The sequence below is a fragment of the Psychrobacter immobilis genome (assembly GCF_904846065.1).
Classification (GTDB): domain Bacteria; phylum Pseudomonadota; class Gammaproteobacteria; order Pseudomonadales; family Moraxellaceae; genus Psychrobacter; species Psychrobacter immobilis_H.
In genome coordinates this window covers 2,689,132-2,711,278 of the sequence record NZ_CAJGZV010000001.1, presented here as the reverse complement: position 1 = coordinate 2,711,278, position 22,147 = coordinate 2,689,132, and the positions used below count along the sequence as shown (strand labels likewise).

Annotated in this window: 22 protein-coding genes and 1 tRNA gene; 12 read left to right on the top strand and 11 right to left on the bottom strand. The window is 41.8% G+C overall.

The genetic code is table 11. From position 1 onward, the window contains the following. Positions 1 to 64 precede the first annotated feature (64 nt). Both JMW64_RS11280 and JMW64_RS11275 read right to left on the bottom strand, forming a co-directional pair. The gene (locus tag JMW64_RS11280; protein WP_201554745.1) at positions 65 to 1,774 is read right to left on the bottom strand and encodes a SulP family inorganic anion transporter; all 1,710 of its coding nucleotides are present in this window, start codon (positions 1,772 to 1,774) and stop codon (positions 65 to 67) included. Positions 1,775 to 2,012: 238 nt separating this feature from the next. Continuing rightward, a complete protein-coding gene (locus JMW64_RS11275; RefSeq protein WP_319020723.1) occupies positions 2,013 to 2,381 on the bottom strand; it encodes an ArsR/SmtB family transcription factor in 369 nt (122 codons plus the stop codon). A gap of 279 nt (positions 2,382 to 2,660) precedes the next feature. On the opposite strand from JMW64_RS11275, the gene JMW64_RS11270 reads away from it, so the two are divergent. The 3 genes from JMW64_RS11270 (at position 2,661) to trxA (ending at position 4,414) form a co-directional block, all read left to right on the top strand. Then, complete coding sequence (locus JMW64_RS11270; protein ID WP_055124748.1) at positions 2,661 to 3,533, top strand: MBL fold metallo-hydrolase; 873 nt, start codon at positions 2,661 to 2,663, stop codon at positions 3,531 to 3,533. Positions 3,534 to 3,699: 166 nt separating this feature from the next. After that, positions 3,700 to 3,882, top strand: a complete 183-nt coding sequence (locus JMW64_RS11265) for a YgaP family membrane protein (protein ID WP_045444095.1) — start codon at positions 3,700 to 3,702, stop codon at positions 3,880 to 3,882. Between the two features lie 97 nt (positions 3,883 to 3,979). Continuing rightward, positions 3,980 to 4,414: a thioredoxin gene (gene trxA / locus JMW64_RS11260; protein WP_201554744.1), complete on the top strand. Its 435-nt coding sequence runs from the start codon at positions 3,980 to 3,982 to the stop codon at positions 4,412 to 4,414. A gap of 107 nt (positions 4,415 to 4,521) precedes the next feature. Here the strand turns inward: trxA and JMW64_RS11255 are convergent, their stop codons facing one another. The 5 genes from JMW64_RS11255 to JMW64_RS11235 all read right to left on the bottom strand — a co-directional run bounded on the left by JMW64_RS11255 (position 4,522) and on the right by JMW64_RS11235 (position 8,198). Then, on the bottom strand, positions 4,522 to 5,643 hold the full coding sequence (locus JMW64_RS11255; RefSeq protein ID WP_201554743.1) for a J domain-containing protein: 1,122 nt from the start codon (positions 5,641 to 5,643) through the stop codon (positions 4,522 to 4,524). A 48-nt stretch (positions 5,644 to 5,691) separates the two neighbouring features. After that, positions 5,692 to 6,093, bottom strand: coding sequence for a hypothetical protein (locus JMW64_RS11250; RefSeq protein ID WP_060491793.1), 402 nt, complete (start codon positions 6,091 to 6,093; stop codon positions 5,692 to 5,694). Positions 6,094 to 6,240: 147 nt separating this feature from the next. Continuing rightward, entirely contained in the window at positions 6,241 to 6,600 is a 360-nt protein-coding gene (locus tag JMW64_RS11245) for a SirB2 family protein (RefSeq protein ID WP_201554742.1), read from the bottom strand. Positions 6,601 to 6,692: 92 nt separating this feature from the next. After that, positions 6,693 to 7,016, bottom strand: a complete 324-nt coding sequence (locus JMW64_RS11240; RefSeq protein ID WP_055124744.1) for a BolA family protein — start codon at positions 7,014 to 7,016, stop codon at positions 6,693 to 6,695. Between the two features lie 369 nt (positions 7,017 to 7,385). After that, a complete protein-coding gene (locus JMW64_RS11235) occupies positions 7,386 to 8,198 on the bottom strand; it encodes a M48 family metallopeptidase (RefSeq protein ID WP_045453551.1) in 813 nt (270 codons plus the stop codon). A 661-nt stretch (positions 8,199 to 8,859) separates the two neighbouring features. Between JMW64_RS11235 and JMW64_RS11230 the strand changes: the two genes are divergently transcribed. Beyond that, positions 8,860 to 8,934, top strand: a tRNA-Gly gene (locus JMW64_RS11230). Between the two features lie 278 nt (positions 8,935 to 9,212). Beyond that, a complete protein-coding gene (locus JMW64_RS11225) occupies positions 9,213 to 10,004 on the top strand; it encodes an SDR family oxidoreductase (RefSeq protein WP_201554741.1) in 792 nt (263 codons plus the stop codon). A 214-nt stretch (positions 10,005 to 10,218) separates the two neighbouring features. On the opposite strand, the gene JMW64_RS11220 is transcribed toward JMW64_RS11225, so the two are convergent. Further along, positions 10,219 to 11,454: an amidohydrolase family protein gene (locus JMW64_RS11220; protein ID WP_201554739.1), complete on the bottom strand. Its 1,236-nt coding sequence runs from the start codon at positions 11,452 to 11,454 to the stop codon at positions 10,219 to 10,221. Between the two features lie 431 nt (positions 11,455 to 11,885). On the opposite strand from JMW64_RS11220, the gene JMW64_RS11215 reads away from it, so the two are divergent. From JMW64_RS11215 to JMW64_RS11200, 4 genes are all read left to right on the top strand, one after another. Continuing rightward, positions 11,886 to 12,245: a hypothetical protein gene (locus JMW64_RS11215; RefSeq protein ID WP_109591771.1), complete on the top strand. Its 360-nt coding sequence runs from the start codon at positions 11,886 to 11,888 to the stop codon at positions 12,243 to 12,245. 188 nt (positions 12,246 to 12,433) lie between these two features. Further along, the gene (locus tag JMW64_RS11210; protein ID WP_201554737.1) at positions 12,434 to 13,162 is read left to right on the top strand and encodes a BLUF domain-containing protein; all 729 of its coding nucleotides are present in this window, start codon (positions 12,434 to 12,436) and stop codon (positions 13,160 to 13,162) included. Positions 13,163 to 13,166: 4 nt separating this feature from the next. Further along, positions 13,167 to 13,700, top strand: a complete 534-nt coding sequence (locus JMW64_RS11205) for a GTP-binding protein (RefSeq protein WP_201554735.1) — start codon at positions 13,167 to 13,169, stop codon at positions 13,698 to 13,700. Between the two features lie 8 nt (positions 13,701 to 13,708). Next, the gene (locus JMW64_RS11200; protein ID WP_201554733.1) at positions 13,709 to 14,125 is read left to right on the top strand and encodes a roadblock/LC7 domain-containing protein; all 417 of its coding nucleotides are present in this window, start codon (positions 13,709 to 13,711) and stop codon (positions 14,123 to 14,125) included. 894 nt (positions 14,126 to 15,019) lie between these two features. On the opposite strand, the gene JMW64_RS11195 is transcribed toward JMW64_RS11200, so the two are convergent. The 3 genes from JMW64_RS11195 to nadR form a co-directional block, all read right to left on the bottom strand. Further along, entirely contained in the window at positions 15,020 to 15,472 is a 453-nt protein-coding gene (locus JMW64_RS11195) for an Mpo1 family 2-hydroxy fatty acid dioxygenase (protein WP_201554731.1), read from the bottom strand. A 195-nt stretch (positions 15,473 to 15,667) separates the two neighbouring features. Further along, positions 15,668 to 16,399, bottom strand: a complete 732-nt coding sequence (gene pnuC / locus JMW64_RS11190) for a nicotinamide riboside transporter PnuC (protein WP_060491784.1) — start codon at positions 16,397 to 16,399, stop codon at positions 15,668 to 15,670. Between the two features lie 113 nt (positions 16,400 to 16,512). Beyond that, on the bottom strand, positions 16,513 to 17,553 hold the full coding sequence (gene nadR, locus JMW64_RS11185; RefSeq protein ID WP_201554729.1) for a multifunctional transcriptional regulator/nicotinamide-nucleotide adenylyltransferase/ribosylnicotinamide kinase NadR: 1,041 nt from the start codon (positions 17,551 to 17,553) through the stop codon (positions 16,513 to 16,515). 554 nt (positions 17,554 to 18,107) lie between these two features. On the opposite strand from nadR, the gene JMW64_RS11180 reads away from it, so the two are divergent. The 3 genes from JMW64_RS11180 (at position 18,108) to glyS (ending at position 21,915) form a co-directional block, all read left to right on the top strand. Then, positions 18,108 to 18,320 (top strand): PspC domain-containing protein, encoded by a 213-nt coding sequence (locus JMW64_RS11180; protein WP_045454060.1) that lies wholly within the window; start codon positions 18,108 to 18,110, stop codon positions 18,318 to 18,320. 502 nt (positions 18,321 to 18,822) lie between these two features. Then, positions 18,823 to 19,812, top strand: coding sequence for a glycine--tRNA ligase subunit alpha (gene glyQ, locus JMW64_RS11175; protein ID WP_201555134.1), 990 nt, complete (start codon positions 18,823 to 18,825; stop codon positions 19,810 to 19,812). 9 nt (positions 19,813 to 19,821) lie between these two features. Further along, positions 19,822 to 21,915 carry a glycine--tRNA ligase subunit beta gene (glyS, locus tag JMW64_RS11170; protein ID WP_201554727.1) on the top strand — a complete coding sequence of 698 codons (2,094 nt, stop codon included), beginning with the start codon at positions 19,822 to 19,824 and terminating at the stop codon, positions 21,913 to 21,915. Positions 21,916 to 22,147 lie beyond the last annotated feature (232 nt).

Here is a 22,147-nt window from a genome sequence, read left to right as displayed (position 1 = left end):
CTATATTTTGTCACAGCATAATAATAATTATGCTTGATTGAGCAACATATGTCTCACAGACCGATTAGACATCCTTTAGCGCATTTACCGCATCCATCGTGCTTAAATAAACTTGACCTGAGAGGGTGGTAATGACCGGAGTATGCTCGATGATGTCCATTACTGGCCCTTTAATAAAGCTAAAGTTTAAATGTTTGTTTTGGTTCAACAGCTCTTGATTAAGACTGATAAGCATTTCTTGTCCGGTCAGGTCAATGTGATTGACCGCTGACATAATGAGTATGACCTCATGTGCTTCTGGATATTGCTGAGTGGCTTGTATGACCCTACGATGGACGGATTCACTATTGCCAAAAAATAAGCTCTCATCGATACGCAGCATCAATAAGTTGCTAAAGGTCACCACATCGTGACGGTTTATATTGCGAAAATGCCCTGTGCCAGCTAGCTGACCAACCACAGCGACGTGCGGTTTACTCGATTGCCAAATGAGGCTAGCAAACGACACCATCAAACCAATTACCAAGCCAGTATTTAATCCAAATATCAATACGCCGATGAATGCCGCCAAAAAGCTGGCTGCATCTAGACGGTCGCGTTGCCATGCCGATTTCAAGGTTGCCATATCAATGAGACCGATGATCGATGCCATGATGGTTGCACCCAATAAAGCATAGGGAAGTGGTGCGAGTACATTGCCAAAAGCGATTAAAGCAGCAATCATGACCAGCACGGTTACTAAACTTGCAACTGGTGTTTTGGCACCTGAGTCGGCATTGATAGCGGTGCGCGAAAAGCCACCAGCGACGGTAAAGCTTTGAAAGAACCCACCTGCCATATTGGCAAGCCCCAGTCCAGTCAGCTCACTATTGGCGTTAAAAGCCTCACCGCGCAGGCGTGCATAGTTGCTGGCGACGGAGCTGCTAGAGACAAAGATAATCAATGCCATCAAACCTGCGCTAGGTAATAAATTCAGCGCTTCATCGAAGTCTGGTACATAGGGCAGAGTAAAGGTTGGTAAGCCTTGTGGAATATTCCCAATCGTGGCCACGCCGTTCGTGGTCCAGTGTAAGCTGATGCTCAAAACAATCGCAATACCGAGCAAAATAAGCGGAAACAGTCGCTCAGCCCATTTGGCATAAGACGCTGATAACCAAGATTTCCATAGCCATTTGCTACCGTAGCGATTGGCCACCAACAGTGCAAAAGCAATGACGCCAATAACTAAGGTTAGTGGATGTAGCTGGCGTGCATAAATTTGCATGCTTGATAGATAACCGATTAAGTTATTTCCCGCAATAGGAATCGCGGTCAGATATTTAAGCTGACTGATAAAAATTAATACGGCTGCACCACTGATAAAGCCTGCTGAAACGCCGCGACTGATAAACTGCATAATCCAGCCAAGTTTGAGCCGCCCTGCTAGCCATAACATTGTACCAACCATCAATGACAGCAAACTTGCCATCAATATATACTGCTGAGTACCCTCTGTAGCATAAGGATGCAGGCTGCTGGCTGTCATAATCGCAGTAATAGCGACAGGCCCTACTGCTTGCACATTACTCGAGCCTATCCATGCATAGACCAGCACGGGAACGATGGCCGCGTAGAGTCCATAGACGGGTGGTAATCCTGCCAATACCGCATAACCTAAGCTTTGCGGAATGACGAGCACCCCAACCACCAACCCAGCAACAACGTCAGTTGGCAAGGCAGACAGCTGGTATTGACGCAACCAAGCAGGAATCAGACGAGCGGCGATAGAAGGCATAGCAATATGTCATCACAATATATAGTCAATCCTATATAAATCAGATCCGGTGTCAGGCTCGCTTAGTCTACTATTTGTAGTACTTTCGCTCGCCTTCCTAGTATCTAAACTATATTGAACCGACTATAGTAGAAAAAATTGAATAAAAGAAAAGGTTAAATACAGCCAAGCGCTAAATTCATAAAGTTATGCTGAAAAATGACGCTAACAAGTGATGCTAAAAACTCAAGCCAACAAACTAGCTGTCAGTTTTGGCACAAAAGCGTTCATACAACAAATGTAACACCGCCAAGGCATCGTCGCTGGCAATACTATAATAAATTTGCTTACCTTCGCGGCGGGTCGTCACCAGCGCATCTTTGCGTAGAATCCCAAGCTGCTGTGACAAGCTTGGCTGACCAACACCGACTAAGCTTTCAAGCTCGCTGACGCAATACTCTCCTTGAGTCAACTGACATAAGAGTAATAAGCGATCCGGATGTGAAAGCGACTTTAATAGTTGGCTGGCTTGCATGGACGCTTGCTGCATTTGCTCAGCAAGGTCTTTAGGGGCAAAGTCTGCTACGCTAGATGACGCATCATCAATGCTAGTAGTCGAGGTGCTCAATGCTGAAGTAGAAGTAGTCAGAGCAAGCTCCTTATATAAGACATAATAAAAAATTTAGGATTAATAGCTAAGATAGGATTAATTATCAATGATATTGCCACGGATAGCAAGTTATCATTATTTACATTATATAAATTGATAAAATGTTAAATCGTTGCTATATTGGTATGCATCGTTGATAAATATGTGGCGGTCAATACGATAAGCTGAAGCCGGTGCATATTATACTGAACAATTTATCAAAAAATAAAATATTCATCTAAAAGCAAAGAGGTAGCCATGCAAGTTCATTCATTCTTACATAGCGACACAGAAACTTATACTCACGTACTCGCGGACGTTCAACAACAAGTCTGTGCCATCATCGATCCTGTGTTGGATTTTGATGCTAAGTCAGGGCGCACGAGTACTACTAGCGTCGATGAGGTGATAGGGTTCGTCCGCGAGCATGGTTGGGAGCTGGTTTACATCATAGAGACTCATGCGCATGCTGACCATATATCCGCCGCGATACATGTCAAAGACACACTTGGCGGGCAGTTGGTAATCGGTCAACATATCACCGAAGTGCAAAAAATATTTAAGCAAATATTCAACTTTGATACCAGCTTTCGCACCGATGCCAGCCAGTTCGATATTCTAACGGATGAGGGCGATACTTTGGCGCTTGGCAATATTACTATTACGGTCATGTATGTACCAGGTCATACGCCGGCAGATATGGCCTATATTGCTACTGATGATGAAAAGACCGTGGTCTTTGTTGGTGATACTTTATTTGCTCCTGATGTCGGGACGGCTCGCTGTGATTTTCCAGGTGGGGATGCCAAGACGCTGTACCACTCAATCAAGAAGCTCCTTGCGCTCCCTGAAGATACGATAATATATCTGTGCCATGATTATCCAAGCAAGGGTCGTCAGCACTGTCCAACCACGACTGTCGCTGCACAAAAACTGGGCAATATCCATGTCAAAGATGGCATCAATGAAGCAGAGTTTGTGCAAATGCGTGAGCGCCGCGATGCCACTCTTGACATGCCGCGTCTCATTATTCCATCGGTACAAGTAAACATCGATGCAGGTCATTTCCCAGAGCCAGAAGACAATGGTACCCGTTATCTCAAAGTACCGATTAATGTACTTGGGCAATAAGACAGATATCAGGATAAGTAGACATCAGAAGAAGCAAACATTATAAACATGCCTAACGTTACGTAAGCACAATACGAGTATAAGCCATCATAATGCCAGTCTTTACCGTAAACACATGGCTATATTACTCCTTTACCATTGAGCCTTCACACTTAAGGATTGAACCATGGAAATTAATATCGGCAGTACAGAGCGTTTACTACGTATTATCGCGGGTGTTGTGATTATCGGCTTGGGTTTGTATTTTCAAAGCTGGTGGGGCGTGATTGGCTTAGTGCCTTTACTCACAGGACTCTTCCGCTTTTGTCCTTTGTATAAAATGCTTGGGATGAATACCTGCAAGCGTTAAAAAATCGCTAGATTTATTGTCATAAATACATAATCAAGCATGGGTGTTGAATACTTTGATCGACCAACACCCATGCTACTTGTATAGGAGTCTTATAATGAGTGAGCAAAACTCTCATCTGGTCTGCCCACATTGTCAGGCAACCAACCGCATACCAGCAGCCAAACTTAGTGCTGCGCCAAATTGTGGCAAATGTGGTCAGCCGTTATTAACGAGGAGTCCTCATGAACTAAACGCCCAAACGGTTCGTAAAGTCATTCAGAAAAATGAGGTCTTGACCATCGTTGATTTTTGGGCGAGTTGGTGTCAGCCGTGTCTAATGATGGCACCGCAGTTTAAAGCCGCAGCGGCGCAACTGCCACAAGTGGTTTTTGCCAAAATACAAACCGATAAATATGAGCAAGCGGCGGCACCTTATAATATTCGCAGTTTGCCAACCATGGTAGCTTTTAAAAATGGTAGAGAGATAGCACGGCAGTCAGGTGCATTACCTAGCGATCAAATTGTTCAGTGGGTACAAAGTTTGAAGTAGTTTTTGTGCGATAAATGCTACTTTATAAGTCTGACTTTATTGAACCTAGCAAAAAGCCAATACGTTTATCGCGTATTGGCTTTTTTTGGAATTTAATATAGGCGAAACTAGAATTCACTTTCTGGAATTGAATAAGTTTGCATATTGCCGTTTGAAACTTTATATAATGTCATAGTTATTTCACTAAATCTTAAACTATCATAATCTTCATATTCTTCCATAAGAATAGTCTCAGATTTAGATATAGAACCATTCTGAAGATCCTTATAGCGAACATCGTAGTTCCCAGGGCTGATGTCACGAAGGTTGAGTCCACCACCTCCTGGAATATAGAAGTAACGCACAGCTTCAAGTTTTGAGCCATCTAAATAGTAAAGTTTTCCGAAAACAGCCTCAGTATTTCTGCTGTTGTCGATAGTAAGGATAGATGCGCCATTGTTATTAAGTCGTGGGTAGCCAGCTACATAGCCTGCTGAAGCAGGGTAGGGTTCGCCATTAGGCGCATAATTTTTGTAAGAGGACATATCGTTATTGGATATATAATCTTCATCAACTGATATATCAGCCATTCCTTGCTCAATTGGTTGAGCATCAGCTATAGCTATATCTCGTTCAGCATCAGCAACTGCTTGGGCAGCTACATATTCTGATGTATCAGTTGGGTAGGAATACTCTTCGTAGTCTTCAGAAGCTTCATTTAACTCTTGCATAGCATCTGCTACTTCTCTTTGTGCATCACTTAAGTCTTCTGCTGCATTATATTCACTAGAGCCGTCAATATAAGAGAAAAATATATTTATTAAAAATATTAAAACAGCTATATAAAATATGATTTTAAATGCTTTGATTAATAAAGGTTTTATTTTAGATGAAAAATGACTTAAGTAATCTTTTAAGCGACTAAACGATACAGAGTCTGGAATATTAATCACGACTACTTTATTTTTTCTGTCTGAATGGTTGCTTGTTCTAGCATGATCATACTTATTTTTATCATTAGAGCTACGTGCATATTCATTTAATAATTTGTCATATTTACTACGCTCTATAGGATCAGATAATATCTTATATGACTCATTAAATTGTTGCATGATACGATCGGCATCTGGATGATTATTCTTATCCGGATGATATTTTTGAGATAAAGATTTAAAAGCAGCTCGTATAACTTCTGGAGAAGCATATCTAGAAACCATTAAGGTATCATAGTGCGTATGAAGGTTATTCATAATTAAATGATCTTATCCAGTCAATACTGCTTAATTAAGTATTAGTGATTACTCGCCATAAATCTTAACACCATTGGCAAAGCTACAACGCTGAATGCGGGCGGATTGAATGATGGCATCACGCTCGCCGTAGAGCCGTGATAATTTTGCATCGCGCGCCTTGGTATTGTTGCTTTTGCCAACGCCAAAACTGATATTAGGGGAGATGCCCCAACGTCCCGCAGAAACCCCAACCCCGACACCTGAGGCGGATAAAGTTGATTGCTCGTTGCGCGCCGCGTCGACATAGCGATTGACGCGGTTATATTCTTGACTAAGGGCTTGGCAATCGTAACTTTGATACGTGCTTGGCGGCACATATTGTGGCGTGACATTGCCCGTCGAGGCACAGCCTGAGAGACCAAAAATGCCAGCTGTCGCCAGTAGTGTCGCTGCAGTAAGAGTTTTCATAGTGGCTCCATTAGGCTAGGTTGAGGCGATTGTATTTATGTAAGATAGCAAAAATAATGGGATTAAGATATTGAAAATATAGCAATTATTAAATATTTTTAATGCTAGTAATATAAGTATTTGTGCAATCAAAATATGATATGTTTATTAAGATAAGTTGCCAGGTTTAGCAAAGGCAAGTACCACAATGCCCAGATATGCCGCTCCAGCAATAAGAATACCGGTTTTTCTTTGGCTAGATGTGGCGTTATTATTGAACGCTTTGATACTGGCACTGATAGCCGCAACGAGTAAGATTACTTTTGCGAATACCCATTGTATGGGTGCATTGGCACTCATCAGCTGCATTAGCATGACTGCCCCTGACACAATAATGAGGGCATAGAGAATGTGCGAAGAGATTTTGACCACGCGTGGCGCTTGCTTGTTTGAGCTTAATACCAAATAGCTTTGATATAAAAACAGTGCAATGAGCAATACAGCCATGAGCATATGTAGATGTTTCATGAGATATTATTTCCTTTAAAGGTGCAGTTTCAGCGCTTACTGGTTACATATAATTATGGTATGGAAAACACTATCTTCGCAATAGTTCGTTATTAGCCCTTGTTTTGTCCAGCACATAACGGACTGTCAGGGCTTTGACCTTGCCATTCTATTGGGGTGTAAGCATGAATCGCTAAAGCATGGATTTGACCACCTTGCGAGGTTAATAAGGAGTTTGCCAGTCCATATACAAGCTGATGCCGTGCGACCAATCTTTTGCCTTCAAAAGCATCACTAACAATCGTAAGCTTAAAATGGCTTTCTTTACCATCAAAATAACCAGAATGATTCATTGACTCATTCAACAATTCTATATGTTGCGGCTGCAACGCTTGTAGCTCAGCATTGAGCGCATCAGCGGTCGGTGTTTTACTCATAATGATCTTTCCATATATTTTGCCTAATAGTACTTGGCGGTATCATACTTAGCAATTTGTGAATTGCAAATAATGCCCATTATAGCAGACGCTATTAGCGGTAAAGCCTGCTATTAAGTGGCATGTGCCTGTAAGCGATTAAACTTTTGAGCTATCCTGTTTTTAAAAAATATAGCAATGAAAGATATTCTTTTTAACATACTGTCTTTAATGACGATACATAATAGCTGGTCATGGCAAGTAGCGGTACCTGTTAGCTATCAGCATAAAAAAAGCAGAGCACGATTGATAACCTGTACTCTGCTTTTATAAGTAACAATTATTATAAGTAACAGCCATTTACTCAAAGCATGAAATCAAATCACTTCATTAGCGGCGCGCTTTTTGATAAAGCGGCATCACTTTAGGCATTAACGATTGCAATTGAGCAATACGGTTGCTGCTGGTCGGGTGAGTACTTAAGAACTGCGGTGGCTCACCTTGACTCGCGCTTTGCATTTTTTGCCATAAGGTAACTGCTGCTTGCGGATTATAGCCAGCACGTGCCATTAACTCTAGACCAATTTGATCGGCTTCAGCTTCTTGTGTGCGACTGTGCGGACGGCTAAGACCCAAATCACCAGCGACGTTGGCTAGCTCAGCCTGACCTTGTGACAGTCCAAAGATGCTAGCAGCCACGCCGATACCAGTCTGCGTGGCATATTGGCGTGAGAGACGTTCACGTGAGTGCTCACGCAGCGCATGTGACATCTCATGACCCATAATGGCCGCAATCTCGTCATCGGTGAGATTCAGGCGGTCAATGATACCCGAGTAGAACATGATTTTGCCACCCGGCACCACAAAAGCATTCAGCTCATTAGATTTGATCGTATGCACTTCCCATTGCCATTTCGCCGCATCTGGACGGTAGACGCCGACCTGACCGACCAAACGATTAGCAATGTTCTTTAAGCGATTAAGCTGAGCCTTATTGGTATCTAACACGCCGCGCGCTTTTGCTTCTTGCAACGTTTTGGCATAACTCTGTGCAGACAGCTGCAAAACTTGCTCACTAGAAACCAGTAATAGCTGCTGACGGTCAACGCCAACGGCACCAGTACTGGTGGTACTGGTACAACCTGTCAGTGCTAGTGCCGACAATGAAGCGGCCATCACGGTGCTGGTCAGTAATTTTTTCATAATAAACATCCTCGCTGTAAATGATAAAAAGTAAAATAGAACAAAGTGGCGGTTAATAACAAAGCGGCTATTAATAATAAAGCGGTTGTCGTGAAAGTGATTATCGTTCAAATGACTCGTATTAAATTTTTTTGTGGAATAAAGAGTTAAAGCAGCAAGTAAGGCAATTTTTTATTAATGTTCTACCTATGCCTTGCTACGCGACCTCAACAGTAAAATTTTACCCGAACTGTCATTAGGCATAAGTATAATAATGTTACTAAGGCAAAACCAATGCAGGAAAAGTAACAATACAGCGTAGGATTGTAAGTGAGAGGGACGTTGACACCAACAAATCTATTTTTCGCTATTAACGTCTATAAACTTGATAGGCGGCATAAATCTCAGTCAAAAAATAGTCTCATAGGCAATGAGATACTACCTACAAGGACAGAGCTTTAGATTTTTAACATTATTCTGAAAAATAACTGATATTATTTAAAATAAATAATTATTTCTAAATCAATTATTTATGATAATTACATCAATAAATAGCGAGTTAAAGACATAATATTGGAAATAAACGTTAAAAATAAGGTTGACAGGGTTAGAATATCTGATAGAATAGCCAGCCTATCGAGACGGAGTTGTTGTTAACAACACTACAATAATTCGATAATCAGCGGGAATAGCTCAGTGGTAGAGCATAACCTTGCCAAGGTTGGGGTCGAGAGTTCGAATCTCTTTTCCCGCTCCAAATATGGCTTGAAAAAGCATCAAAGCCTCACTTTATTGTGAGGCTTTTTTTTGTCCTGATTTTAAGGGTTGTCATTGTTTCTTAAGAATATTTCGATGACATTCCAAGTTACTATCGACGGAATTAACGACATAGATTACTAAAAGTTGCAGCGCCGAAACTAAGTTACAAAAGGTGGTGAATTTGATACATTAGGCTCAGTTCAATCATGCATAATTATATAGATCGTTTAAACGAATATAACAACAAATAATCCATGATGATGATAAGGAATAATTATGCAACAATTCAAACATAGAGCATTTAATGAATTATTTGATCTGGCAGGAAAAATCGCCATTGTGACGGGTGGTGCAAATGGTATTGGTAAAGCAACGGCGTTACGTCTAGCACAAGCTGGGGCAAATATCGCTGTTGCTGATTTAAAATTAGAAGATGCAAAGGCTGCGGTCAAGGATATCGAAGCTTATGGTGTAAAAGGCTTGGCAGTCGAATGTAATATCTTAAAAGATGAAGATTTGGTCGCTATGGTAGATAAGGTCGTCGCTGAATTTGGCACTGTCAATATTTTAATCAATAATGCTGGTGGCGGCGGCGGTGGTCGTGAAAACCCAGCCACAGCATCGGTCGATGATATTCGCCGTGACTTTGAGTTGAATGTTTTTAGTGGCTGGCGCTTGTCTCAATTATGCGTGCCACACATGAAAGCGTCGGGTTATGGCTCGATTGTATTTACCACTTCGATGTCGAGTATCAATAAAAGCCCGAACATGAGTGGTTATGCAGGATCAAAAGCGGCTGTCAATCATATGGTGGCGAACTTGGCACATGATTTTGGCCCTGAGGTACGTGTCAATGCGGTTGGCCCTGGTGCCACGCGTACTGATGCGTTAAAAACTGTACTGACACCAGAAATCGAAAAGAAAATGCTAGAGCATACGCCGATTCAACGTTTGGGTGAAGCTGATGATATCGCTGGTGCTATGCTGTACTTTGCCGCACCATTATCTGAGTGGGTCAGTGGTCAAACCATATTTATGAATGGCGGCGGTGTGCAAACCTTAGACTAAGCTTATCTGCATATGAAGGTATTTAAACCACGATGTTAAAGCTATAGTAAATAGTGAAAAACCGTTATGAAAAGCGTCATCCAATGTATAGTTGGGTGACGCTTTTATCGTTTTAAGCCTATGTTTCATGATAAAGGTGCTGGCGCATTGATAGGCTGTATCTTTCAAGTGACTGAATGTGCTCAATTAAAGAGTATTCAAGTTACTCAAGTTATTAAAAGCAAATATGAGCGACCTCATTGCAAAAAGTTTGCTTGCCATTTTTAAAGCCTGCGATGGCTTGTGAATTGATTCTAATCGCTTCTACCGCGTCTTTCGCTTCTAATATGACTAAGGTAGCCGGTGCTCCTACTTTAATCTCCGTTTGTCGTGACAAAAGCTTCGCTGCATTTTTGCTAATCATATCGAATACCTCCGCTATCTGCTCATCTTTGGCTAATTGAGTGATATTGGCATACATATTTGCCATTCTAATTAGTGAGGCATCACCGTAAGGCGTGAAAGCATTTAAAATATTATTGCTAGAAATAGTCGTATTGATGCCCATTGCTAATAGCTCATTGGCGTTGACCATGCCTCTAGGAATGAGCACATCATAATCACGTCCATTCAAAAATATGTCGGTGGCTGGTAACACCGTCAAGGTAATGTCAGCGAATTTCAGTAACGCAGCCATTTCCATAAGTTTGTCTTTGTCCATCGCCGATAATTTAGTCACATGACCAATAGACACGCGACCTTGATAATGGCGCTTGATGGTTTCTTCAACCAATTTTGGAATGCTCGAGCCTTGTGGATCCAGATCAAAATCCAGATGAAAATCAACATCGACGTCAAACTGCTCAGCCAAGTCAAACACCATTTCAATATGCTTGTGAGGATTCTCATCTTTGTATGGACATCCGCCAACCAAATCAGCGCCTTGCGACAATGCCAGTTTTAGTAGCTCATGAGTATGCAGGTCATTGGTCAATCCTGATTGCGCAAAGGCGCAAATCTCTATATCGATGGCAAATGCATAGGTGTCGCGGGCTTTTTTGATGGCATTGAAGGCACGCATCTCTGTTTTTGAATCTGTTTCAACAAAGGTGCGCAGACCAACGGTGCCTTTTTTAATCGCCATCTCAATCACTCGTGAAGCACGATTAAACACATCTACTTCCGTAAAATCCTTTTTAGCCTTACCTGTTTCTTCAACAGCCTCGTTTAAATCACCTTGCTCTATAGTACAGCGATCAAGGATGCAGGCTTTATCAAGGTGAATGTGGCTCTCATAGAATCCTGCACAGACAAAGTAACCTTTAGCATCGTAAATTGCTTTTGGCGCATCATCATGTTCAGGTTTTTCCGAAATGTCGTCAATGCTCTCAATATAAGCGCCGTTTATACTGATATTAACCAAGTTTTTATGATTGGGTAATTGGGCATTTTTTATAAGTAAATCGGGCATCGTTTTTCCTTATTTTTTTGCTTGAAATGACTCAACGATCAATGGCATTTTAGTGTCAAGAGTGGGGGTTTTAAACTTTAAATCCGCATGACTATTCGATGTTTTTATTTTTTCCTACTCAACGGTCGTTTTTTGTTCATGAGTGGTTAGGGGCAAGCGTCATCGAGTCTGATATATGGAATATAATGACCACCGCTACGGTATGTAGACTTTGTTTATCAATAGACTATATCGTTTTTACCAAAAAACATACTTAGTTATTGATATTTTATTGTTATGATTATCTTATAAGTTTTTATCGTATGTTAAGATATACTAATAATAAAAATAGTAAATAATAAGCTAAATTTAGTTTCATACCTTGAAACTACGAAGGCATTTCTGTGATGGAATGACTTCATGTAAATACAATCAAATAAACAGGAAAAAGTATGTCAAATATCGATGAGTCGTTACAAGAATTAATGAATCTTGATGGTGCAATGGGTGGCTGTATCGTCGACTACATGTCAGGCATGGTACTTGGTATGGCTGGCGGCGGCGTTGACTTAGAACTTGCAGCAGCAGGTAACTCGCAAGTGGTAAAGGCGAAGGTAGCAACGATGAAATCATTAGATATCAAAGGTGAAATCGAAGATATGTTAATCACCTTGGAATCTCAACTGCACATCATCCGTCCTACAGCCAAGCATGAAGACTTGTTTATTTATTTGGTGCTTGATAAATCAAAAGCCAATCTTGCATTAGCCCGCCGTAAGGTACAAGCCGTAGAAAATAAACTAGAGATATAATTCGGTTGGTCGTGTTCAAAAAATGAGTGATTTATCAAACTCTCCTTGTTGCTTATCGCGCCTTAAATAAGACAAGACTGGCAACAAGGTCAAATTCGCTATGTACGTACTGTACATAGCGAATTATTATTTTATAGGCAGTAGTAACAACTTAACGAGCGTGAGCCGTTTTATCAAGTGGTGGCAAAATGAAGTGTATTGCATACGTCAGTAGAGTGCCAATCAGTGATCGCACTATTCGAATGCCTACTGGGTTATCAGACATCGTTAGCGTCTCTCGCAAGCACAATCCAAAATCGCAAATTACGGGTATCATCTCTTACCGTGACGGTCAGTATCTGCAAGTGCTAGAAGGCCCTTATCTGGAAGTAGACAAGTTAATGAGTAAGATAGCTTCTGATCCTAGACATGAAGATCTTTGGGTGTTTTTGGATGTGCGCGTGATCAAACGCAGCTTTCATAATTGGGCTGTGAGCGTGTTTGATTTTGTGGATCAAGGCAACTTTTTTAATGCGTTCATTGAGAATAATAGCGCTGTGTTAAACAGCTTTAATGAGTCTCAACAAAGACGTATTCAACCGTTTATTGATATAAAAAAATCTGATACGGTGCCTGAAAAGTATTATGAAGGTAAGGATTTAAGATTGCTGGCATGGCCTGATCTCAACAATGAAAGCCAGCCGCAGATGATTATGAACCTGTGTATCAAATTGACTAAAAAGCCTTATTCGTTTAATGCACTAGCGGACAGTGGTGAGTTTGGCAGCCATCATCAAGTCACACAGATTATCAGAGAGTTCGATCGTTTAGGTTTATTGAGCGTCACAGAGGCAGCACCGATACATGAGCAAACCGTAAATGAGAAAAAGCCTAACAAATTTTATGGTGCGATCAAAAAATTCTTAGGAATGAGGTAAAAAATTGAATTATCAGAAACTAGCAATCATTGGTGAAGTAGGTGCTGGAAAGACTCAGTTGGTCAAAACCCTAAGCGAGATAAGCCCCATCGAAACAGAAGCAAAATCTAGTATTGATATCGGTAAAGAGTACACGACAGTCGGCATCGATTATGGGCGCATCACTCTGTTTGACGATATGGCACTAGGTATTTACGGTGTGCCAGGTCAAGAGCGTTTTTCTTTTTTATGGGAGTTCGTCAATCAGTCGCTATGGGGATTGCTCATTTTGATTAGATATGGCGAGACACCCGATTATGCCAATTTAGATAAGCTGTTACACTTTTTTGCGCCAGAAAAAAATCAGACCACGTGTATCATTGGTATCACTCATTGCGAGGATGCTGACAAAGATAGCCTTTCAGCACTGGGACAAGAAATAAGAGTGATGTTGATGCAGCATAATGTGGTGGCACCCGTGCTCCATACAGATCCTAGAAATAGAGAGTCCGCTGTGTCTCTGTTGTCATTATTTAATACCCTTAATAATCAAGACTAATGCCAGATATGACTATGTTAAAAGAAAAATTAGACGAAAAATCACCAGCAAAAATAGCGTTATTAAGCCATATGAAAGCATTGTGTGACGCCAATAGAGAAGTCATATTGGTTAGCTTATGCACCACAGATGGCTTTCCCATTAGTTGCTTTTCGATCAGTGAATTGAGCAATCAAACGGACAAGTTTGCGGCGATGAGTAGCACGCTATCAGCGCTGAGCGATTCATCCGCGAGTCAAATGAAGCAGGGCAAGTGCGACATCACTATCGTCGAAGCCACTGCTGGGAATATGCTATTTGTCAAAACTGACTATATTGTTAAACCTTGTGTATTGACCGTGGTAGCGCAGAATAAGATGGCACTAGCAGAAGCAAGATATAAGACCAAAAAATTGATTGGTGTCATTTCTGCTATCACTGAGTAAGGCGCATAAGTAACTAAGATTGCTGGATTCGGTAGGCTATAAGCGATAATTCAACGTGATAGACATGTGATATTATTTGCGTGATCAAATATCGACACTGTATTCAGGTATCGACCTTGTATAAAGGTAATGCCCTGACCTTTGACGACCATATCTACCAAAAACGCACCATTAGTGGCATTAATTTTGGCATGAGTCGTGTGGTTGTGCCTTCTGCGTCGGTCAGCTATAGGTTGCTTCTTTTGCCCAGACCATATTGTAAAAACTCATGATTTCTCAAATCTGCTAGCGTCTCAAGTAATCCCATCCTGCTCAGATAACCGGGACTGGCACAGAGCGAATAACGAGTCAGCGCCAGCCGTTTTGTTTGGTCGCTGGAATCTTGCAGCTCTTAAGGCGAACGGCGAGCTCATACCCTTTTTCGATTAAATCAATGTCGATCAGAAAAACCCAACTCAACGTTTAGGACGGGACAGCAGTGCTGTATCTATCGGTGATGGCGCGTAATGAAGAACTTCTACAGTACGTTACGTAGAGGCTTGTCACGTATTAACTATCGGGCGAATAGGCTGAATTTATGCTGTTGGCTCTATTCTAAAATGAATGGTTCGATTTTGAAGTAAACGGTTCTGCTGTGGCTATTTGACGCTATATTTACAGTATTATTGTTCTGAAAGTTAGAGTAATTAATTACAGTCAATAATTTTTTTTGAGAGCTTATTTTTTATAACTTGTTCTTTGATAGCGTAATATACAAAGCACCACTTAACGGATTGTTGAGCGGTGCTTTTTTGAGTCAAGATATCAGTTTTAGATAGTGGTTTTTTAGGTACTAATTCTAACGGTACTGAGCTTAAAGATACTAAGCTTAAAGATACTATCAAGGATAAATAGTTAGGCTTTGCTTTTTTTACGACCCATCAAGCTATTAGCTACCCATGCTGGACCAATTAATAAGAATTGTAAGTCTTCAAAAAACGAGGGTTTTTTGCCTTCAATTTTATGACCGATGAACTGTCCAATCCAAGCAACCACAAAAACAGCTGCCCAAACCTTAAAGCCCCATGGTAATAATGCCATTACTGACAAACAAATAAGAATAAACATCCCCATCGCCAAGAATAACGGCGTGGATAGACGCATATAAAATAACAATACCAACGCGCTAAGTACCAAGGTAAACCAGACTGATAGCGACATGCCCATGCCTAACAGGCTGACAAATATCGTGGGAACGCATAGCCAATGGATCTTCTTATTGACTAGGTTTTGATGACTGACAGAATACTCACTAAGCCATTGCTCAAGTGTGCGTTTAGACAGGCGCTTTTGCTGGGTACGAGACATACTAACCTCCATGTTAGTAGATGAATTGAAAAATCTCTCCTGTCAGTTGTAGCACTAATTGAGCCAGTCCACCACATTATCTGATAGACGCCACAGTCAAAACCTATAACGTTATCAACATGTTTGCCAATATCTGCGAGCTCTTTGGTTTTATTCTTTTAAGATATCACCACTTATGACCATACAAGATAAGCGTTAACCTTGTTCACTGCGCTGCCATTCATACAAACCAATAAAGGCGTTTATTTGATATATCATAGTTTGAATGGCAAAAATGTAATTGCCTGACATTAGATTGACGATGAGCCAGACAAAGTTAACGATAATCCATAACCACCAGTTAAATGAATAGCGCAAAATCATCGCGGCTTGTGCAGTAATGGAGAGGACAAAAGCAATGACGTTGATCCAAAAGAAGGAAATAAATCCTAGGAATTTACTATTATCATCTTCAACCACTGCATAGCCATAGCTGGCTAGTAAATTATTTACCGTGGGGAAAAGTGCGAGACCAATAATAATAAAGGCGGCGGTAATCAACCAAACCGCTTTGCTCGCCGCCTTTGGTATCATGTCGCCATCAGGATCGGTATGTTTTGACCAATAAAAAATACCGTAGACATGGGTGAAAAAGTTAAAGAGCGGCGCGAGCATCAAACCGACTGCACCAGACGTCGCCTGCACGACGACTTCTCCCGCAGTCGCTGCCATTCCCAGCCCGTTGCCCATGACGTTTTTGCGAAATGATAGCGAAACCACACAGACCAAACCAACGAAAGACACGCCCAAATAAAACATATCAAGCGTGGTGTGTTCTGTTGTGAGCCAAAAACCTGCGGATAAGGCTATCACCCCGCAAATGAACCAAGTGACAATCCATTGCATCGCCCACTTTCCAGTAATATTATCTAATAGCTGAATACGCATAAAGCCTTTTTCCTTAAAGTATTAAAACTACAATGAGTTCTTATTTTATTTTTTAGTATCCTATTATTTTTGTATTATCGCTATTCTTGCCATCGCTATTTTTACCATCTCCTCTATCTGTTATAAACATACTGATCGATAAGCAGCAGCGCTTGCTGATAGCGCGCATCGTAATCTGGCTGATCAACCATATGTGGTTTGATATCATGACGAGCAAAAATATCGACAAGACGTCGCTCAAAGCGTCCACGCGCCTCAGGCGTGCCCAATGAGCGCATACCATCATCAATCCACGGCGTATTGTTATCCAGCATAATGGTATGATCTAAGCGAAACTCATCGATACAAGCCGCCACAAAAGGATGGCTGCGACCTTCATATTCTTCACAAAATGCTTGAGTGGTCACAAAATCGGTATCAACGATGGTGACAGGAGCGGTCGCATTAGCCGCCGCATCTCTTATAGCTTGAGCATGCTGAAGGGCAATCGGACCATAGTCATTATATTGTAGACCGACTTCACTACCGCCCAAATCTGTACCGACATATAAGCGTCCCATCTCTAAAGCAAAGCTGGCGCCATAATAATTGGCCAGTTTATGCACCAATGTGGTCTTACCCGAACTTTCGCCGCCAACAATCGCCACCGTTTTGGTATAGTTGCCGCGCGCTTGCGGGTGAATAGCTGACCAATGCGCGACTGGATTACGAGCGATGGCATAAGAATCAAACTCAGGCTGTAGCGGGGTCGTGATGACTGGCATCGATAATCGTTCATAGACATCACTCTGCGCCAATGGGTGGTTTTCTGCGACAAACAAGGCTGTATCTGCTGGTAAGTCGAGCGCTCTCGTCAAACGTTGTAGTTTGGCATTGCTGGCGGGAATGTCGATTGTCACATCGAAGAAGCTATCATGTAGCGGCAGCTCAATCTCATGAGTGGTATGAATCTGGATAAATGGCAAATCAGCACACGCCATCTGTAGCCAACGTGCTTTATCTTGCAAAGTAATCTCAAAGTCTGGATGCGGTGCTGGATGCGCCATAATGATAATATGCAAGGTTTTCACTTGTCCTGCCGCAGCCAATATACTGCGCATTTGACCTAAATGTAGTGGCTCAAAATGTCCAATCATCAATCCTGACTCGTACATAGCTTTCCTTAATTTTTAGTCATGCTTCATCGCACTAATTTTATAGATAGACTGCTGGAATATCTGTTATTTACCAGCATGTTATAAAGGTTTAAGGCGATTTACAGGTAGGTTATTGTAAAGGGGTGTTTTTTTATACGACTTTTTTCTGATAAAAATATGACCAAGTTATTAATTTAACTGTAAGTGTTTGAGTATCTCACCATTTCTGAAGGTCCATCTACACAATATCTATGTGCTGAAAATGGCTAAATATTGGATTTGTAACAACATGTGTAATATGGCAGCAATAAAGCTAATCTTGAAACATTTTGAAATAACTATTTAAAATCAGCAGTTTATGAGGTTTTATGACAGATTAGGGCAAGCTTGGTTAGCATAAACTCACAAAGTACGTCTATACGTTCAACAGATAAATATTAAATAGTTGCTATACTTATCCATAAGTTAAGAAGGCTAAGCAGCTTCCTAACTACAATCGGAAAAAAGCATAAAAACAGAAGAAAAAAAGCAGAATTTCAAATAACAATAGAAACAATAGAGAGGTATTTGATTTGGCTAAACTAGCAAAACTACATCGCTCACAGAACAATCGCATGATAGCAGGTGTGATGGGCGGCATTGCCGAATACGTTGGCTGGTCACCGACTTGGGTGAGAGTATTATTCGTGATTATCTCATCCTTGAGTGCAGCAGTACCTGGCATCTTAATTTATATAATTTTATGGATAATCATGCCAAAAGCGACTAGTGCGTCTTACCAATAAGATTTTTTTATATTTGCTCGTATCTTTTTAATAGCTTAATAGCAGTACTATTTTAATATTATCGTTTTGATAGCATCACTATCGAGATTAGCTCAGATAGATTTTTACCAAAAAAAGAGAATAGCAGTCCAACTAAAAAACAAAAAGCCTGACTCATCAGGATACCAAAGACATACCTTTCCTCCTGCCCAGATGCTCGCGCATTTGGGTATTTTTTTATCTGCTACTTTTGTGCCTCCTATATTGCAGCAGTTTGATTATAAATGAGCCTTATAACGACTCGTTTAGGTCTGCAGCATAAATTTAATTGATGTAAATATAGATAAAACGGTCAATTTTTAGTAAGGTGAGCAGGCAAATAGAGTCGTTGCCGAATAGGCTATACGAGTGCTATCAAAACTTTATTTATAAATATCCATTCCACAGTGGCTTTACTATGAAAACCCAAACTATGACATCCCAAGCGACAACTCCGATGATAGAAAATACAGACCCTCAACCGATGACGTTTCAGGATTTAATCCTAACCCTACAGAATTATTGGGCAGATAAGGGCTGCGTTATCTTGCAGCCTTATGATATGGAAGTCGGCGCGGGTACTTTTCACACCGCGACATTTTTACGCTCGTTAGGTCCTGAGCGTTGGAATGCTGCCTATGTGCAGCCATCGCGTCGTCCAACCGATGGTCGCTACGGTGACAACCCCAACCGCTTGCAGCATTACTATCAGTTTCAAGTGGTGCTAAAGCCAAATCCACCCAATATCCAAGAGCTGTATTTGGACTCGCTAAGAGCCATTGGTATTGATCCATTGGTGCACGATGTGCGTTTTGTTGAAGATAACTGGGAGTCGCCAACGCTGGGTGCGTGGGGACTAGGCTGGGAGATTTGGCTCAACGGTATGGAAGTGACGCAATTTACGTACTTCCAGCAAGTAGGCGGTCTTGAGTGCTTCCCAGTGACCGGCGAGATTACCTACGGTCTTGAGCGCTTGGCGATGTATGTACAAGGCGTCGATAGCGTTTATGATTTGGTCTGGGCAGATGGTGAGTTTGGTCGCGTCACTTATGGCGATGTTTTCCATCAAAACGAAGTTGAGCAATCGACCTATAACTTTGAGCACGCAGATGTGCCGATGATGGGTCAGATGTTTGACTTTTATGAGCAGCAAGCAGATAAGTTGGTTGCCGAAGGTTTGCCATTACCTGCCTATGAGATGGTACTAAAAGCCTCACATGCTTTTAATTTACTCGATGCTCGTGGTGCGATTTCAGTGACCGAACGTCAGCGTTTTATCCTACGTGTGCGTACGCTTGCCCGTAAGGTTGCCATTGGTTACGTCGAAGCACGCGCTAAGTTAGGCTTTCCATTGGCAGATGAGGTACATCGTCAAGCGGCGCTCGATAAGTATTTGCCAAAAGAAGAAGCCGCTGAGAATACAGAAATCAATCAAGCTATTGATAACAATCAATCTACTAATAACAATAAATAGGAGCATCCCATGAGTACCATTCTATTTGAACTGGGGTGTGAAGAGCTACCTCCAAAAAGCCTAAAGCCACTACGTGATGCGCTACAAGCAAGTGTGATAGCGCAGTTAACTGAAGCTGATATTACCTTTGATAGCATTAAAGCTTTTGCTGCGCCGCGTCGTTTGGCACTTCAAATTCAGGGCATTAGCGATAAGCAGCCGGATCGTAGCGAGCAAAAACGCGGCCCTGCGATTAAAGCCGCGTTTGATGCGGAAGGTAATCCAACACGTGCAGCGATGGGTTTTGCCAAGGGTTTAGGTATTGAAGCCAGCGAGTTGATAACGATTAACACCGACAAAGGTGATTATGTCGGTTATGAGCAAGTCATTCATGGTCAAGCAACTACTGAACTGTTAGCTGCCATTTTCCAGACTGCACTAGACAATCTACCGATTGCTAAGCGTATGCGTTCAGGTGCCAGCCGCAATGAATTTGTGCGTCCAGTACAGTGGGCGGTATTGATGCAAGATAGCACCGTCATTGATGCGATCATTCAGGGGCATCAGACAGGCACGCAAACTCGTGGTCATCGCTTCCATAGTCCTAATTATCATGAGATTGCGCATGCCAATGACTACGAAGAGTTACTAGGTGGTTTAAAAGTGGTTGCTGATTTTGATAAGCGTCAAATGCTGATTAAAAACCAAGTCAAAGCCTTGGCTGATGAAGTTAATTCAGATGCTATCGTGCCGCAAGATTTGTTGGATGAAGTAACCGCATTGGTTGATTTCCCTATTGCTTTACGTGCAAGTTTTGAACCGCGCTTTTTACAAGTGCCACAAGAAGCGCTTATCTCTACCATGCAAGCCGATCAGAAGTATTTTTGCTTAACCGATAAAGCGGGCAAATTACAGCCGTACTTTATTTTCATCACCAACATTGAGTCAAAAGATCCCAATCAAATTATCGAAGGTAATGAGAAAGTCGTGCGTCCACGTTTGGCTGATGCCGAGTTTTTCTTCTTACAAGACCAGAAGCAGCCATTATTTGCGTTGACAGAAAGCCTCAAAACTCGTGTCTTCCAAGACAAGCTGGGTACGATTTGGGAAAAATCTGAGCGTATTGCCAAGCTTGCCGCCTTTATTGCCGCCTTGATGCAACAGCAAGGTCAGCAGATTGATATCGATGAAACGGTGCGTGCGGGTATTTTGTCCAAAGCCGATTTGGCAAGCTCGCTCGTAGGTGAATATCCTGAATTACAAGGTATTGCAGGCACTTACTATGCGCGTTTGAATAATGAGCCTGAAGCAGTCGCGGCAAGTTTAGAAGAGCAATATTTGCCCAAGTTCAGTGGCGACGTATTACCACAGACGCCAATTGGCATTTGCTTAGCATTAGCCGACCGTTTAGATACGCTTGTTGGTATTTTTGCCATTGACCAAGCACCGACGGGTTCAAAAGATCCGTTCAGTCTACGTCGTTCAGCCATCGGTATCTTGCGTATTTTGATCGAAAAGCAATTGCCAATTAATTTGGTAGCGCTCGTTGAACAAGCGGTCAAAGGCTATAGTGACGCTGAAGGCAGCAAGATTGAAAAAATGGGCGATACGTTTACTCAGGTCATGGCATTCTTAAACTCGCGCTATCGGGCGATGTATACCGAGCAGGGAGTGAGCGTCGATACCATTCAGGCAGTGCAAGCGATTAACCCGCATATGCCGCTCGATTTTGATCAGCGTATTCGCGCGGTACAAGCCTTTAGCGAATTGTCACAAGCTTCAATGCTTGCTGATTCAAACAAGCGTGTCGCCAATATATTGGCCAAATCAGAAGTGAGTGTCGCTGATACTGTCGATGAAGCGCTATTGTCTGAGCCTGCGGAGCAAAGCTTATATGCAAGTGTGCTGCAAGCGCAGACGGCGGTTAAACCGCTGCTAGAACAAGCTGATTACACACAAGTATTGCAAACGCTTGCCAGCTTAGATGAGCCGTTGACGCAATTCTTTGATAATGTGATGGTCAACAGTGAAGACGCTGCCCTTAAAAACAACCGCTTAGCGCTGCTTAAGCAAGTACGCGCATTGTTTTTAACCGTCGCTGATATCAGTGAGTTGCAGCTATAGTTTCACTAATATAGATCGCTCACTTTATTGTTTTCTATTTAATACAAAAACTGGCCCGCTATGGCCAGTTTTTTACAACGTATCATGGCATTTATTGATAAATGGATGGACAATTAACTCGCTAAAGCATAGCACTATCGTCAGTATTGCTGGTTAAGTTATACTGTTCAGACGTATTGAATAATCCGCCAAGCGTCTTCTATCATTCATAGCGCTTACTCATATTCAAAGG

What these genes read in the sequence shown, in the direction of transcription:
- JMW64_RS11265 (WP_045444095.1), top strand. Translation starts at nt 3,700, where the DNA reads ATGGAAATTAATATCGGCAGTACAGAGCGTTTACTACGTATTATCGCG.
- JMW64_RS11200 (WP_201554733.1), top strand. Translation starts at nt 13,709, where the DNA reads ATGACTATGTTAAAAGAAAAATTAGACGAAAAATCACCAGCAAAAATA.
- JMW64_RS11270 (WP_055124748.1), top strand. Translation starts at nt 2,661, where the DNA reads ATGCAAGTTCATTCATTCTTACATAGCGACACAGAAACTTATACTCAC.
- JMW64_RS11255 (WP_201554743.1), bottom strand. Translation starts at nt 5,643, where the DNA reads ATGAATAACCTTCATACGCACTATGATACCTTAATGGTTTCTAGATAT.
- JMW64_RS11215 (WP_109591771.1), top strand. Translation starts at nt 11,886, where the DNA reads ATGTCAAATATCGATGAGTCGTTACAAGAATTAATGAATCTTGATGGT.
- JMW64_RS11245 (WP_201554742.1), bottom strand. Translation starts at nt 6,600, where the DNA reads ATGAAACATCTACATATGCTCATGGCTGTATTGCTCATTGCACTGTTT.
- JMW64_RS11220 (WP_201554739.1), bottom strand. Translation starts at nt 11,454, where the DNA reads ATGCCCGATTTACTTATAAAAAATGCCCAATTACCCAATCATAAAAAC.
- glyS (WP_201554727.1), top strand. Translation starts at nt 19,822, where the DNA reads ATGAGTACCATTCTATTTGAACTGGGGTGTGAAGAGCTACCTCCAAAA.
- JMW64_RS11195 (WP_201554731.1), bottom strand. Translation starts at nt 15,472, where the DNA reads ATGTCTCGTACCCAGCAAAAGCGCCTGTCTAAACGCACACTTGAGCAA.
- trxA (WP_201554744.1), top strand. Translation starts at nt 3,980, where the DNA reads ATGAGTGAGCAAAACTCTCATCTGGTCTGCCCACATTGTCAGGCAACC.
- JMW64_RS11235 (WP_045453551.1), bottom strand. Translation starts at nt 8,198, where the DNA reads ATGAAAAAATTACTGACCAGCACCGTGATGGCCGCTTCATTGTCGGCA.
- pnuC (WP_060491784.1), bottom strand. Translation starts at nt 16,399, where the DNA reads ATGCGTATTCAGCTATTAGATAATATTACTGGAAAGTGGGCGATGCAA.
- JMW64_RS11240 (WP_055124744.1), bottom strand. Translation starts at nt 7,016, where the DNA reads ATGAGTAAAACACCGACCGCTGATGCGCTCAATGCTGAGCTACAAGCG.
- JMW64_RS11225 (WP_201554741.1), top strand. Translation starts at nt 9,213, where the DNA reads ATGCAACAATTCAAACATAGAGCATTTAATGAATTATTTGATCTGGCA.
- JMW64_RS11210 (WP_201554737.1), top strand. Translation starts at nt 12,434, where the DNA reads ATGAAGTGTATTGCATACGTCAGTAGAGTGCCAATCAGTGATCGCACT.
- JMW64_RS11280 (WP_201554745.1), bottom strand. Translation starts at nt 1,774, where the DNA reads ATGCCTTCTATCGCCGCTCGTCTGATTCCTGCTTGGTTGCGTCAATAC.
- glyQ (WP_201555134.1), top strand. Translation starts at nt 18,823, where the DNA reads ATGACGTTTCAGGATTTAATCCTAACCCTACAGAATTATTGGGCAGAT.
- nadR (WP_201554729.1), bottom strand. Translation starts at nt 17,553, where the DNA reads ATGTACGAGTCAGGATTGATGATTGGACATTTTGAGCCACTACATTTA.
- JMW64_RS11250 (WP_060491793.1), bottom strand. Translation starts at nt 6,093, where the DNA reads ATGAAAACTCTTACTGCAGCGACACTACTGGCGACAGCTGGCATTTTT.